This window comes from Merdimmobilis hominis (assembly GCF_900104615.1).
GTDB classification, from domain to species: domain Bacteria; phylum Bacillota; class Clostridia; order Oscillospirales; family Ruminococcaceae; genus Merdimmobilis; species Merdimmobilis hominis.
Genome location: NZ_LT629939.1, coordinates 546,954 through 561,573, shown reverse-complemented (window position 1 = coordinate 561,573; position 14,620 = coordinate 546,954). Strand labels below are relative to the sequence as shown.

The 14,620-nt window shown below is 55.1% G+C and carries 12 protein-coding genes and 1 tRNA gene; 5 read left to right on the top strand and 8 right to left on the bottom strand.

All coding sequences use genetic code 11. The features are described from left to right. Positions 1-23: 23 nt before the first annotated feature. The 3 genes from BQ5353_RS02650 to BQ5353_RS02645 all read right to left on the bottom strand — a co-directional run bounded on the left by BQ5353_RS02650 (position 24) and on the right by BQ5353_RS02645 (position 3,061). Entirely contained in the window at positions 24-539 is a 516-nt protein-coding gene (locus BQ5353_RS02650; RefSeq protein ID WP_143117137.1) for a hypothetical protein, read from the bottom strand. A gap of 314 nt (positions 540-853) precedes the next feature. Continuing rightward, complete coding sequence (locus tag BQ5353_RS13500) at positions 854-2,218, bottom strand: collagen-like domain-containing protein (RefSeq protein ID WP_456152278.1); 1,365 nt, start codon at positions 2,216-2,218, stop codon at positions 854-856. Between the two features lie 210 nt (positions 2,219-2,428). Further along, on the bottom strand, positions 2,429-3,061 hold the full coding sequence (locus tag BQ5353_RS02645; RefSeq protein ID WP_054330861.1) for a superoxide dismutase: 633 nt from the start codon (positions 3,059-3,061) through the stop codon (positions 2,429-2,431). A 202-nt stretch (positions 3,062-3,263) separates the two neighbouring features. Between BQ5353_RS02645 and BQ5353_RS02640 the strand changes: the two genes are divergently transcribed. Further along, positions 3,264-4,439 (top strand): M20 metallopeptidase family protein, encoded by a 1,176-nt coding sequence (locus tag BQ5353_RS02640; protein WP_071427270.1) that lies wholly within the window; start codon positions 3,264-3,266, stop codon positions 4,437-4,439. A gap of 83 nt (positions 4,440-4,522) precedes the next feature. Here BQ5353_RS02640 and BQ5353_RS13495 read toward each other — a convergent pair whose 3' ends face one another. Then, positions 4,523-5,245 carry an NAD(P)-dependent oxidoreductase gene (locus tag BQ5353_RS13495; RefSeq protein WP_456152277.1) on the bottom strand — a complete coding sequence of 241 codons (723 nt, stop codon included), beginning with the start codon at positions 5,243-5,245 and terminating at the stop codon, positions 4,523-4,525. 210 nt (positions 5,246-5,455) lie between these two features. Then, positions 5,456-6,088, bottom strand: coding sequence for a superoxide dismutase (locus BQ5353_RS02635; protein WP_054330861.1), 633 nt, complete (start codon positions 6,086-6,088; stop codon positions 5,456-5,458). 202 nt (positions 6,089-6,290) lie between these two features. Here BQ5353_RS02635 and BQ5353_RS02630 point away from each other — a divergent pair, with 202 nt between their 5' ends. Continuing rightward, positions 6,291-7,466: a M20 metallopeptidase family protein gene (locus BQ5353_RS02630; protein WP_071427270.1), complete on the top strand. Its 1,176-nt coding sequence runs from the start codon at positions 6,291-6,293 to the stop codon at positions 7,464-7,466. Between the two features lie 83 nt (positions 7,467-7,549). Here BQ5353_RS02630 and BQ5353_RS02625 read toward each other — a convergent pair whose 3' ends face one another. From BQ5353_RS02625 to BQ5353_RS02615, 3 genes are all read right to left on the bottom strand, one after another. Further along, positions 7,550-8,500: a 2-hydroxyacid dehydrogenase gene (locus BQ5353_RS02625; RefSeq protein ID WP_054330863.1), complete on the bottom strand. Its 951-nt coding sequence runs from the start codon at positions 8,498-8,500 to the stop codon at positions 7,550-7,552. A 105-nt stretch (positions 8,501-8,605) separates the two neighbouring features. Then, entirely contained in the window at positions 8,606-8,860 is a 255-nt protein-coding gene (locus tag BQ5353_RS12605) for a hypothetical protein (RefSeq protein ID WP_143117136.1), read from the bottom strand. A 776-nt stretch (positions 8,861-9,636) separates the two neighbouring features. After that, positions 9,637-9,713: transfer RNA gene (locus BQ5353_RS02615), tRNA-Pro, on the bottom strand. Between the two features lie 486 nt (positions 9,714-10,199). Here BQ5353_RS02615 and BQ5353_RS02610 point away from each other — a divergent pair. The 3 genes from BQ5353_RS02610 to BQ5353_RS02600 all read left to right on the top strand — a co-directional run bounded on the left by BQ5353_RS02610 (position 10,200) and on the right by BQ5353_RS02600 (position 14,606). Then, a complete protein-coding gene (locus BQ5353_RS02610; protein WP_054330865.1) occupies positions 10,200-11,579 on the top strand; it encodes an aspartate ammonia-lyase in 1,380 nt (459 codons plus the stop codon). Positions 11,580-11,949: 370 nt separating this feature from the next. After that, positions 11,950-12,462, top strand: a complete 513-nt coding sequence (locus tag BQ5353_RS02605) for a MarR family winged helix-turn-helix transcriptional regulator (protein ID WP_054330866.1) — start codon at positions 11,950-11,952, stop codon at positions 12,460-12,462. 407 nt (positions 12,463-12,869) lie between these two features. Further along, positions 12,870-14,606, top strand: coding sequence for an ABC transporter ATP-binding protein (locus tag BQ5353_RS02600; protein ID WP_071427268.1), 1,737 nt, complete (start codon positions 12,870-12,872; stop codon positions 14,604-14,606). Positions 14,607-14,620: the final 14 nt, after the last annotated feature.

Genomic DNA, 14,620 nt, shown 5'->3' with positions numbered 1-14,620 from the left:
GGGGATGGTGTTTCCGCCAGTCGTCAGTAGGGCAGAGGGAAGAGGTGGAGGGAGCCGGTCACCGAAATGGGGGCCGGGCTGTTGGTGGCCAGCTGCAAAGTCAGGTACATTGGGTTGGCTGCGGGGAGTAAAAACCCTCCGGAGACTCCTACCCGTTCCTCTTGGATTCCGCTGTGGCCGGAACTGGAAAAGGGGATGGGGTCCTCGCTCCCAAAGTAAGGCAGCACTTCCAGGGATGCCCGGGGAGGAAGTACCCCTTGAATCAGGTAGGAGACAAAATAGTCCCTGCCCGGAGTGAGGGCTAACGTAGCTTCATCCGGGGAGATCCCCACTCCTTCCCCTCCACGGTAGGACCAGCGCAGGGAATCGCCGCTCTTGTACCAGGAGGGTTCCACCAGCCATTGGGATGCAGAATAGGGCACGGGGTACTCCCCTGGGCAGGATGGGCTAGAGGGAGCTGCCCCACATCCGGCACAAGTCCCGCTGTAGAGAGGGGTGCAGTAAAAGAAAGGGCTTGATTGGTTTCGATAAATGTTCATCAGCATAACCTCCTATCCCCAAAGTATGCCGGGGGCAATGGCAGGGTTCCTCCTCAAATGGGGAGAAACTGGCGGAATTTTGCCTCCAATTTTAAAATTTGGGGTGGATTTGCATTTTTGAGTGTTTTCAAAATAAACAAGGCCCCCGCACATAGCGGGGGCCAAAAAGGAGAGAAAAGTGGGATGAAAGCACGACCTCATCAGAGGAAATTGGAAATATCAGTTAAAAATCTGTTCTTCTGTTCAAGCCGATTCTACACGATTCAAAAAACGAATATATAGGTTTTCTGTTTACTGATGGCTTAGATTGCTCATCATTCGGGTAAATCACTCAAACGGTTGAGCGTCAGCGCAATATCACTGAGTAAAAACCCAGGTGTACTAGAAGAAACCTGGATTGTGGAAGAGGTTTCTGATACCGCGAATGCGGTACTGAGAGAAACCGTTGCATATTCATTGCTTGACTGGAATGTGTGGCGAGCTACACCGCCAGGAAGAATATCACCATCTTGTAGAATTGAAATTTGTATTGCCGCAGGCGTCACCTGGGAAGCGGAAACGGTACAGTGGAAAAACACTTGATAGATACCAGATTGGTTGATTACGATATTTCCAGAATCGATGGTGTGGGTGATGTTGCTTCCGGAGAATACCACATTGTCATGAAAAGTCATCGGCAAGTTATTCCCACTGGGCTGCGGTGGCGCATCAGCTACAGTAATGAGCTGTGGTATAGCAGCACTACTACCAGTAGCACCACGAGGAATAGTAAACTCAAATACGGCGTGAGCGGAAGAGCCAGAATTTCTAACTGTGGCCTCAGTGCCGGGTTCCGTAGTTGTCACAGAGCCAATTTGAACGGTAGCAGCATCCCCGTCACTCCCAGTGGGTCCAGTTGGGCCGGTAGGACCTGTGGGCCCGGTCGGCCCAGTCACACTGGCGCCAGTTGCACCTGCCGCACCGGTAGGACCAGTTGCGCCAGTAGGCCCGGTTGGGCCGGTAGGACCTGTGGGCCCGGTCGGCCCAGTCACACTGGCGCCAGTTGCACCTGCCGCACCGGTAGGACCAGTTGCGCCAGTGGGTCCAGTTGGCCCAGTCACACTGGCACCAGTTGCACCCGTCGCACCGGTAGGACCAGTTGCGCCAGTGGGTCCAGTTGGCCCAGTCACACTGGCGCCAGTTGCACCCGTCGCACCGGTAGGACCAGTTGCGCCAGTAGGCCCGGTTGGGCCGGTAGGACCTGTGGGCCCGGTCGGCCCAGTTACACTGGCGCCAGTTGCACCTGCCGTACCGGTAGGACCAGTTGCGCCAGTGGGTCCAGTTGGCCCAGTCACACTGGCGCCAGTTGCACCCGTCGCACCAGTAGGACCAGTTGCGCCAGTAGGCCCGGTCACACTGGCGCCAGTTGCACCAGTGGCACCGGTTGCACCCCGGGGGATAGTAAAGGAGAGCACGGCATTGCTGGCGGTACCTACGTTGACTACGCTGGCTGGGGTGCCAGGCTCACCAGTGGTCACGGTACCGATAGCCACAGTGGCATTTTCACCGGCAGGGCCCTGTGGGCCTACAGGCCCCGGGCAGCAGCAGACCGACGGGCAGGGCGGAGGACACGGCCTAGGGCAGGGAGGAGGACAACAGCCATCGTTGGGACGATATATATTCAAATCGAATACCCCCATTTGGATAAAATTTTGGATTACTCCACTGCCAGTATATGAAAATCCCAAAAAGTTGCTACAGCAAAAGAGGGTTTTTTCTCGGCTGTGGGAAAAAATCTGTCTTTTCAAGGGGAGAAAATCCTCTTTTTTATCGAAGTGGCACCCATGGGATCCCTCCCGTGGGGAAAAGAAAACAACCGGAGCTCATCCTTTGAGCTCCGGTTGGAATGGTTAGCGCGCGATGCCGTTTTGGAAGGCGTTGTACTCCACTACCCGCCAATCGATAAGGGGGAACCACTGATCTAGGTATTCGGCCCGGCGGTTTTGGTACTGGAGGTAGTAGGCGTGTTCCCAGACGTCCACCAGAAGGAGGGGCCGCAGCCCTTGGGGAAGCGGCGTGTCCTGATTGGCGGTGGAGAGGATTTTGAAATCCCCTTTGGGGTCTTGGACCAGGTAGGCCCAACCGGACCCGAAGCGGGCTAGGGCCGCCGCCTTCAGCTGCTTCTGGAATTCCTCCAGGGAGCCGAAGCAGCGGTTCAGTTCCCGCTCCATCCGCGGGGAGGGGGAGGTCTTATCCCCGGTCATACACCGGAAATACAGCTGGTGGTTGTACACGCCGCCGGCGTTGTTGCGCACTCCGGTGGCAGCTTGAGGCGGCAGGGAGCCGTAATCAGCGCAGAGGCGTTCCAAGGTCCAGTCTTGAAACTGGGGATAGGGTTCCAGCGCCTTGTTGAGATTATCCACATAGGTTTGCAGGTGCTTGTCGTGGTGGAAGTGGAGGGTGGTCTCGTCGATGTTGGGGGAGAGGGCGTCATAGCTGTAAGGCAGGGGTTCCAGCTGAAAGGGGTAACGGGAGTTTTCCATAAAATCAAATCCTTTCCCATGGGTATTTCCCCAATAGTTTTTGCAGTTGCGGCTGGAATATCAGCAAATAAAGGAAATTGAGCTGTGAACAATTAGACAATTTTAACACGGTAAACAATTGACCAAGCGGCGGAAACCTGCTACAATAAGACCGTCCCCAAACGAGACAAATTTAGTCGAGAAAAGAAACGGAGAAAACACAATGAGCGATTTGATGAAACGAGCCGAGGAACTCAAAGACGTGATTGTCAAGGATAGAAGAACCATCCATGAGACTCCTGAAATCAACGCTGAGCTCCCCGAGACCACAAAATATGTGATCAAGTGCCTCAAGGAGATGGGGTACGAGCCCAAGGAAATCTGCAACTGCGGCGTAGTGGCCACCACCACCCCCAAGCCCGGCAAGGTGCTGCTGCTGCGGGCCGATATGGATGCCCTGCCCATGCAGGAGACCAGCGGTGTGGATTTTGCCTCGAAAAACAACTACGCCCACACCTGCGGCCACGACTGCCACACCGCCATTCTTCTGGGCGCTGCCCGCCTGCTGAAAGAGCGGGAGGACGAGCTGGAGGGCACTGTGAAATTCATGTTCCAGCCCGATGAAGAGGGCCTGACCGGCGCCCAGGCTATGATCGACGCCGGCGTTATGGAAAACCCCAAAGTGGATGGCGCCTTTGGCATGCACATCACCGGCGAGGGCCTGCCCTGCGGCCACATCGGCTTCCATGAGGGGCCCTTCATGGCTTCCTCTGACCGGTTTACCATCACCATCCACGGCAAAGGCGGCCACGGCGCTTACCCCCACACCAACATCGACCCCATCAATGTTGCGGCTCATACCCATATCGCATTGCAGGAGATCATCAGCCGTGAAGTCAACACCGCGGAACCCGCCGTGCTGACCATTGGCTCCATCCATGCCGGCGACGCCCCCAACATCATCCCCGAGTATGCGGTGATGGAGGGTTCCATCCGCACCTACAACAACGATGTGCGGGAGTACATCAAATCCCGCCTGGTGGAGATCGCCCAGTACACTGCCCTGAAATTCCGCTGCACCGCTGAGGTAGTGTACACCGGCGGCGTCTGCCCGCTGATCAATGAGAGCGCCTTCACCAAGGAGATGCACGGCTACATCAGCGACTTCCTGGGTGCGGACAAGCTCCACGAGATCCCCGCAGTCATGGGCTCTGAGGACTTCGCCCTGCTGACCGGCCTGGTGCCCGGCGCCTTCTTCAACATCGGCGCTGAGGTTGCTGACCCTGAGGGCCGTTACTCCTGCCACAACCCCAACGTGGTCTTTGACGAGAGCGCCCTGCCCATCGGCGCCGCCACCTTTGCCAACTGTGCCATCCAGTGGCTGAAACACAACAAATAACCTGGTAAAACGGCGAAAGAGGCCGGCCCAATTTGGGCCGGCCTCTTATTATTATGCGGGGACTTTGGAAAAGATGCCAGGGGTTAACCTACTACATTGATGGGGTTTCCCGCCAAATACGCATCGATATTCTTTTTGAGGAGGGAGAGGAGCCGCTGCCGGGTCTCCAGCCCTTTCCAGCCCATGTGGGGAGTCAGGATGACATTCTCCATGGTGTAAAGGGGGTTGTCCTCTGCCGGGGGCTCAGTCTCCTGGACATCCAGCGCCGCGCCTGCGATAACCTTGTTTTGCAGTGCCTCAATGAGGGCGGCCTCATNCGCACCGGTAGGACCAGTTGCGCCAGTAGGCCCGGTTGGGCCGGTAGGACCTGTGGGCCCGGTCGGCCCAGTTACACTGGCGCCAGTTGCACCTGCCGTACCGGTAGGACCAGTTGCGCCAGTGGGTCCAGTTGGCCCAGTCACACTGGCGCCAGTTGCACCCGTCGCACCAGTAGGACCAGTTGCGCCAGTAGGCCCGGTCACACTGGCGCCAGTTGCACCAGTGGCACCGGTTGCACCCCGGGGGATAGTAAAGGAGAGCACGGCATTGCTGGCGGTACCTACGTTGACTACGCTGGCTGGGGTGCCAGGCTCACCAGTGGTCACGGTACCGATAGCCACAGTGGCATTTTCACCGGCAGGGCCCTGTGGGCCTACAGGCCCCGGGCAGCAGCAGACCGACGGGCAGGGCGGAGGACACGGCCTAGGGCAGGGAGGAGGACAACAGCCATCGTTGGGACGATATATATTCAAATCGAATACCCCCATTTGGATAAAATTTTGGATTACTCCACTGCCAGTATATGAAAATCCCAAAAAGTTGCTACAGCAAAAGAGGGTTTTTTCTCGGCTGTGGGAAAAAATCTGTCTTTTCAAGGGGAGAAAATCCTCTTTTTTATCGAAGTGGCACCCATGGGATCCCTCCCGTGGGGAAAAGAAAACAACCGGAGCTCATCCTTTGAGCTCCGGTTGGAATGGTTAGCGCGCGATGCCGTTTTGGAAGGCGTTGTACTCCACTACCCGCCAATCGATAAGGGGGAACCACTGATCTAGGTATTCGGCCCGGCGGTTTTGGTACTGGAGGTAGTAGGCGTGTTCCCAGACGTCCACCAGAAGGAGGGGCCGCAGCCCTTGGGGAAGCGGCGTGTCCTGATTGGCGGTGGAGAGGATTTTGAAATCCCCTTTGGGGTCTTGGACCAGGTAGGCCCAACCGGACCCGAAGCGGGCTAGGGCCGCCGCCTTCAGCTGCTTCTGGAATTCCTCCAGGGAGCCGAAGCAGCGGTTCAGTTCCCGCTCCATCCGCGGGGAGGGGGAGGTCTTATCCCCGGTCATACACCGGAAATACAGCTGGTGGTTGTACACGCCGCCGGCGTTGTTGCGCACTCCGGTGGCAGCTTGAGGCGGCAGGGAGCCGTAATCAGCGCAGAGGCGTTCCAAGGTCCAGTCTTGAAACTGGGGATAGGGTTCCAGCGCCTTGTTGAGATTATCCACATAGGTTTGCAGGTGCTTGTCGTGGTGGAAGTGGAGGGTGGTCTCGTCGATGTTGGGGGAGAGGGCGTCATAGCTGTAAGGCAGGGGTTCCAGCTGAAAGGGGTAACGGGAGTTTTCCATAAAATCAAATCCTTTCCCATGGGTATTTCCCCAATAGTTTTTGCAGTTGCGGCTGGAATATCAGCAAATAAAGGAAATTGAGCTGTGAACAATTAGACAATTTTAACACGGTAAACAATTGACCAAGCGGCGGAAACCTGCTACAATAAGACCGTCCCCAAACGAGACAAATTTAGTCGAGAAAAGAAACGGAGAAAACACAATGAGCGATTTGATGAAACGAGCCGAGGAACTCAAAGACGTGATTGTCAAGGATAGAAGAACCATCCATGAGACTCCTGAAATCAACGCTGAGCTCCCCGAGACCACAAAATATGTGATCAAGTGCCTCAAGGAGATGGGGTACGAGCCCAAGGAAATCTGCAACTGCGGCGTAGTGGCCACCACCACCCCCAAGCCCGGCAAGGTGCTGCTGCTGCGGGCCGATATGGATGCCCTGCCCATGCAGGAGACCAGCGGTGTGGATTTTGCCTCGAAAAACAACTACGCCCACACCTGCGGCCACGACTGCCACACCGCCATTCTTCTGGGCGCTGCCCGCCTGCTGAAAGAGCGGGAGGACGAGCTGGAGGGCACTGTGAAATTCATGTTCCAGCCCGATGAAGAGGGCCTGACCGGCGCCCAGGCTATGATCGACGCCGGCGTTATGGAAAACCCCAAAGTGGATGGCGCCTTTGGCATGCACATCACCGGCGAGGGCCTGCCCTGCGGCCACATCGGCTTCCATGAGGGGCCCTTCATGGCTTCCTCTGACCGGTTTACCATCACCATCCACGGCAAAGGCGGCCACGGCGCTTACCCCCACACCAACATCGACCCCATCAATGTTGCGGCTCATACCCATATCGCATTGCAGGAGATCATCAGCCGTGAAGTCAACACCGCGGAACCCGCCGTGCTGACCATTGGCTCCATCCATGCCGGCGACGCCCCCAACATCATCCCCGAGTATGCGGTGATGGAGGGTTCCATCCGCACCTACAACAACGATGTGCGGGAGTACATCAAATCCCGCCTGGTGGAGATCGCCCAGTACACTGCCCTGAAATTCCGCTGCACCGCTGAGGTAGTGTACACCGGCGGCGTCTGCCCGCTGATCAATGAGAGCGCCTTCACCAAGGAGATGCACGGCTACATCAGCGACTTCCTGGGTGCGGACAAGCTCCACGAGATCCCCGCAGTCATGGGCTCTGAGGACTTCGCCCTGCTGACCGGCCTGGTGCCCGGCGCCTTCTTCAACATCGGCGCTGAGGTTGCTGACCCTGAGGGCCGTTACTCCTGCCACAACCCCAACGTGGTCTTTGACGAGAGCGCCCTGCCCATCGGCGCCGCCACCTTTGCCAACTGTGCCATCCAGTGGCTGAAACACAACAAATAACCTGGTAAAACGGCGAAAGAGGCCGGCCCAATTTGGGCCGGCCTCTTATTATTATGCGGGGACTTTGGAAAAGATGCCAGGGGTTAACCTACTACATTGATGGGGTTTCCCGCCAAATACGCATCGATATTCTTTTTGAGGAGGGAGAGGAGCCGCTGCCGGGTCTCCAGCCCTTTCCAGCCCATGTGGGGAGTCAGGATGACATTCTCCATGGTGTAAAGGGGGTTGTCCTCTGCCGGGGGCTCAGTCTCCTGGACATCCAGCGCCGCGCCTGCGATAACCTTGTTTTGCAGTGCCTCAATGAGGGCGGCCTCATCCACCAACGGCCCCCGGGAGGTGTTGATCAGATAGGCAGAGGGCTTCATCAGAGCGAGGGCTTCCTTGTTGATGATGTGGTGGGTGGAGGGCAACAGCGGGCAGTGGAGGGTGACATAGTCGCTTCTGCGCAGCAGCTCCTCCAGGCTGACAAAGTGGACCCCATCGGCGTCCTCCTGTGCAGGCACCGTGTAAGAGATAACCTCCATCCCCAGGGCCTGGGCGATCTTGATGACCTCTTTTCCGATGTTGCCTGCGCCGATGACCCCCAGGGTCTTGCCGTTGACCTCGGTATGGGAAACCTGGAGGCACTTGGTGAAGTTGTCGTGATTGCCCCGGGTGAGCATCGCCTGCTGGATTTGCAGGGAAGAACTCAGGTTCAGAAGCAGGGCGATGGCGGTGTGGGCCACCCGCTGGGTGCTGTAAGCGGGGATGTTGCAAACGGTGATCCCCTTCTTTTTGGCGGCAGCTAAGTCGATGTTGTTGTAGCCGGTGCCGGCCTCGCAGAGCAGTTTAACCGAATCGGGGAACTGAGCGATCAGTTCCGCTCCCACGGGGATTTCCTTGGTGACCACGATGTCATACCCTTGAATCCTCTGGAGGAATTCCTCCGGCTGGGTGTCATCGTAGACGGTGGTGTGGGGGGTCAGGGAACTAAAATCCACATTGCCATCAAAGTTGGTTTTTTCTGCGTTGAGAACTACTACTTTGTCGTTCATCTTCATCATCCTCTTGTCAGTTTTGGAGAATTGTCCTACCTTTCATTATACCGGCCATGGGAAGGGCCTGTCAACGCAAAGAGGGGCTTGTTTGGCGGGGCGGCATTACTCCTTGGCCTTTCCAAAGTTGTACCGATAGTTGACCCAGGTGAAACAGAGGATTTCCAGGAACAGAAATCCCAATAAAAAGTAGACTGCTAGGGAGGATTGGGTTTTGTATTCATAAACCCATGCGGCGATCAGCACGAAGGTACTGATTGCCCGGGAGGTATAATCATAAAGCTTGGAATCCCGGAATTTGTCTTTGGGCCGGAACCAGGCATTGTGGGTCCGCAGCAGCCAGAGGACTCCCCACCACAAGAGAAATCCCCCCGCCAGCCATGGGAGCCAACCCACTTGATTCCAACAGACTATGAGAAGAGAGAACGCACAAAAACCCAATGAAATCAGATGTTCGGCAAGGAATTGCAGTTTATCTTTTCTGCGGTTGTCTTCCATTTACAATCCCTCCTTCATCGCTCCTCGGGAAGGAGCAATTTGTAGAAGTTGTGCGAGTTTAAAACGACTGGGGAATAGGGGTTCGCTCGTAAAACATACAGGAAAAAGCGATGTTGCCGTAAGGAAACAGCAAAAAAACCCTTTGTATGGATAATATGACACGGCAGTTCTCCCCCTTTCTGGCATGGCAGATGGCAGCGATATACACTATAACTTTATTATACCATAAAGTCTGTATAAATTGGGAAAACTCGGCTTGGTTTTACCCTTGTAACGGGAGCACAGCGCTGGGGGAGAAAAGGCCACTGCCCCCTGGCATCCTGGGCGGGGATCCGCTATTTGATGCGGATTGGCCGCCACGAAACGCTTCTTTGAGGAGGGCCACTGGTTTGTAGAGGGGAAGGACGCCCCAGAGAGGGAATAAAAAATCCCCCGGCCAGATGATATATCTGGTCAGGGGATTTCTTGCTGTCAATCAAAGCATGCCATTGGACAGCAAAAATGCAATAGTCTTGACTTGCATCTTTACAAAAAACACCCTGTTTTTGCCCTGTTTTGGCAAGGGTATAAGCCGTTTTAGAAGATAAGAAAAACCCGCTAAAGGCTGATTCTAAAGCCATTTAACGGGTTTTTTCTGTTGGTCGAGATGACAGGATTCGAACCTGCGGCCTCTGCGTCCCGAACGCAGCGCTCTACCAAACTGAGCCACATCTCGGTATGGAAATATAAGATAGCTGTATTATGATATACCAAATTTGGGCAAATGTCAACCCTCCCGGTTAAAACGTCCGGCTGTATAGTGGACGTTAACATTCTTTTAAAAACCATGGAATAATCTGGAACCCCAAGTTTCCCATTTTTCCACGGCTTTGCATATCCTGTTTAGGGGGCCGGCACCCCTATCTTTCAAAACTTTACTTCGATAAATGAAGGTGGCATGAGGGATCATGCCGCCTTTTTTGTGGATATGTTGAGGATCGCCCCCTCAAATTGAAGGAATCCCTTCACATAAAGAATGATTTGAGATATTTTACACAGAAAATAACCGACAAAATTAGGAGATATCACAGCAAAATTTCCAAAAGAACCCCTTGCTTTTTACAAGTTGGGGGACTATAATGAAGAAAATGACGCAAATCATGCATCAAAAACATGAATTCACATTTTTTGAAAGAGAAATTTCAATAAGGGAGAGAGCGATATGGCATTTCGTACCGAAAGCGATTCCATCGGCAGCAAACAGATCCCCGCTGAGGCTTACTATGGGGTTCAGTCCCTGCGCGGCGCGGAGAATTTCCACATCACCGGCGCAAAACTCCACCCCGAATTTATCAACAGTTTGGCGGCCATTAAAAAAGCTTCTGCGTTGAACAACCTAGCGGTGGGCGAATTGGACAAGTCCATCTGCGACGCCATCTGCCAGGCCTGCGATGAGATTATGGCCGGTCAGTTCCACGATCAGTTTATCTGTGATGCCATCCAGGGGGGAGCCGGCACCACAGCCAATATGAACGCCAACGAAGTCATCGCCAACCGCGCCATTGAAATCCTCGGAGGTACGAAAGGCGATTACAGCGTGGTTCATCCCAACGACCACGTCAACCGCGCCCAGTCCACCAACGATGTCATCCCCACCGCGGGCAAAATCACCACCATTAAATTGCTGCAGGCCGCTGTCAAAGAACTCCAGCGGCTGGAGAAATCCCTGGCGGCCAAAGAGAAGGAGTTCGACTCGGTGGTGAAGATGGGCCGCACCCAGATGCAGGATGCCGTCCCGATCCGTTTGGGCCAGGAATTCGGCGCCTACCGCTCGGTAGTCGCCCGCGACCTGAAACGGTTCAGCGAGCTGATGCCCTATCTGTACAGCATCAACATGGGCGGCACCGCCATTGGCACCTGCCTCAACGCCAACCGGGGTTATGTGGGCCACATTGCTGTCACCCTGGGGGAGATCACCGGCCTGCCCTTGGTCAAAGCCGACGACTTGGTGGATGCCACCCAGCATGTAGATGTGTTTGCCCAGGTCTCCGGGGTGCTGCGCACCTGCGCCCTGAGCCTTTCCAAAATGGCCAATGACCTGCGCCTGATGTCCTCCGGCCCCCGCACCGGCTTTGGCGAGATCAACCTGCCTGCCAAACAAAACGGTTCTTCCATCATGCCCGGCAAGGTAAACCCGGTCATCCCCGAAGTGATGAGCCAGGTGGCCTTCAATATCATTGGCAACGATGTGGCCATCACCATGGCAGCGGAAGGCGGACAGCTGGAGCTCAACGCCTTTGAGCCGGTGATCTACTACAACCTGTTCGAATCCATCATGACCTTGACCAATGGGGTCAATACCTTCATTGACAACTGCATTGACGGCATCACTGCCAACGAGAAGCATTGCGCCGATCTGGTCCACGGCAGCGTGGGCATTATCACCGCCATCTGCCCCAAGGTGGGGTATCAGCTGGCGGCCAGCATTGCCAAAGAAGCCATCAAAACTGGGGCCTCGGTCCGGGAACTGCTGGAACGGGAGAACATCTTCACCAAAGAGGAGCTGGACGAAATCCTGGACGTCTATGCCATGACCAAATAACTAGACCAATCGACAACAATAGGGGCGGGGGAATTTCCCCCGCCTTTTTCTTTTTCTCAGGTTTGGGAACAGATTCTCTCTACTGGTAAAATTTTAACCGTTTTTTCACAGGATTGTGTTATAATAATCTCAAAGGGCGATGATTCGTCAAAAAGCCTTTGTCCATTGCCGCAAGCAAAGCCTATGGCATGCTATGAGTTGCTGTTGGGATGGAATCCCTCCCTCCTGCCGTGTACCGGCAGCGCAATTCTTTGAGGGCATAGCCCATCCCGACGCGAAGTGTCAACGGGCTTTTTCTAGCCTATGGGAATTTTATGCCACAATAAAAACTATAATCAGCAGCGGTTTGCAAAGAAAGGGGGGAGAGAAGATGCCGCCTTATCGGGATTCGGATATGATCCATATGTTTGGGGCGCTGATGCGTACCCACGACATCCTTCTCAACAGAATTTTAAACCGCTATGGGCTGTACAAAAGCCAGCCCTTTATCCTGGAATTGTTGGAACGTTACCCGGGAATCACCCAGCAAGAGCTAGCCGATTGCCTGAAGGTGAGCAAGGCCACCATTGCCGCCTCCCTTAAGCGGATGGAGAAGGTGGGATTTGTCCAGCGGGCTCCTGACCCCCAGGACACCCGCCGCAACCGGATCACCATCACCGAGCTGGGGCGCAAAGCCTCCCACGACTGCCGCCAGGAGGTAGATCACCTGCGGGATACGCTGTTTTCCCAGGTGACCCCCCAGGATGAAGAACTGCTCACTGACCTGCTGCGCCGGATGTACGAGAGCCTCAACCGCCTCCGGGAGGAGGATGAAGACACGGAAGGGATGCGGCCGCGGAACCACCACCAGAACCCGCGCTGGGAGGAAGGACCGGACATGTAGCTGCGTCCAAGTTTGGCAAGACATCCGCGATAAAACGGATATATTTCAATGGAAACAGCCCCTTGAAAAAGGAGCTGTTTTTATCTTTGGTAGCCCTGTTGAGGGATTGGGGAGTTTAGGCGCCAAAAAACGATGTTCGCTTTATAGGGAAAGCGGCTTGGGGCAGGGCGTCTACCGCCAAAAAATATTCTTGTAAGTCCTACGGCAAGGGGCTAGATGCACAAAATTTGCTGTCCAATAGGTTTGATATCGACTACTTTTTAGGCACATATGATTATTTTGTGAATTCGTATCTGTGCGTATTGACAATTAAAATCCGGTGAAGTAGAATAGGATAACAATAAATAGTAAGTCGGCTTACCAAATTGTAAGCCCTTCCTAACATTAAAGAGATATGGGGTGAAAATATGATAAAAAAATTTGCGCCCTACCTATCCAAGTATAAAAAATGGGTGGGTATGGGCTGCCTGTGCGGCATTATGGAGGCAGTGTTTGAGATGCTGATTCCTTTGGTGATGGCAAACATTGTGGATGTGGGCGTGCAGAACCACGACGCGGCCTACACCATCCGCATGGGTTTGCTGATGGCCGCAATGGCTGTAGTATCCATGGAGTTTGGCATGGGTTTGGCCCGCTGCTCCTCCATCGCTGGGCAGAGCTTCGGCGCCGAGCTGCGGGAAGCCCAGTACAATAAAATCCAGGAGTATTCTTTCAGCAACATTGAACGGTTCAGCACCGCCTCGCTGATCACCCGCCTGACCAATGACGTCAACGCCATGCAGATGAGTATCACCATGGGCATGCGGATTCTGGTTCGCGCCCCTGTGATGCTGGTCAGCGCCCTCTTTTTGGCGGTGATGATCAACGCCAAGCTGGCCATGGTGTTCCTGGTGGCCATCCCGGTATTGCTGGGGTCGCTTTATTTCATCATAAGCCACGTGCGCAAACGCTTTGGCATTCTCCAGGGCCGGATTGACAACATGAACACCGCTGTGCAGGAGAACCTGATCGGCATCCGTACGGTAAAGGCCTTTGTCCGGGAGGATTTTGAGCGCAAAAAGTTTGAGACCGCCAACGGCAACCTGCGCAAGGCTTCGGAAGAGGCTTTCGGGTTTGTGGTTCTCAACATGCCGGTGATGCAGATGGTCATGTTCTCCACCATCATCGCCATCCTGTGGTTTGGCGGCGGAATGGTGTACACCGGCGCGCTGCAGGTGGGCAAACTGACCAGCTTCATCACCTATGTGACCCAGATTTTGATGTCCTTGATGATGGTCTCCATGATCTTCATGATGCTTTCCCGGTCGGTGGCATCCGCCCGCCGTATCCTGGAAGTGCTGGAAGAGGTCCCCGATATCAACGACAACGCCTGCGACCCACAAGCACAGGTGGCCGACGGCTCGGTGGTCTTCGACCATGTGAACTTCAGCTATGATGGAAAAGAGGACGATCTGGTCCTCACCGATGTCAACCTCACCATCCCCTCCGGCTCTACAGTGGGCATTTTGGGGGGCACCGGTTCGGCCAAGACCACCTTGGTGCAGCTGATCCCCCGCCTGTACGACGTCACCTCCGGCCGGGTGCTGGTGGGCGGCCGGGATGTGAGGGACTACAGCCTGGAACACCTGCGCAACACCGTCGCCATGGTGCTCCAGCAGAACACCTTGTTCTCCGGCACAATCCGGGAAAACCTTTTGTGGGGGGATGAATCGGCCAGCGACGAAGAGATCTGGGCGGCCTGTCAGGCGGCCTGCGCCGATGAGTTCATCAGCCGGATGCCCCAGGGATTGGAAACTGACCTGGGCCAAGGCGGCGTCAACGTCTCCGGCGGCCAGAAACAGCGGCTCTGCATCGCCCGTGCCATCCTGAAGAAGCCTAAGGTTCTCATCTTGGACGACAGCACCAGCGCCGTGGACACCGCCACCGATGCCAAAATCCGCCGGGCCTTCCGGGAGGATCTCTCCGGCACCACCAAGATCATTATCGCTCAGCGGGTCAGTTCCATCAGCGACGCCGACCAGATCATCGTGCTGGATGACGGTCATGTGGCGGCCCATGGCACCCACGAGGAGTTGCTGGAAAGCTGCGATATTTACCGCGAGGTCTATCAATCTCAACAGGAAGGAGCTGGTTTGAGTGAGTAACAATACCAAAACTG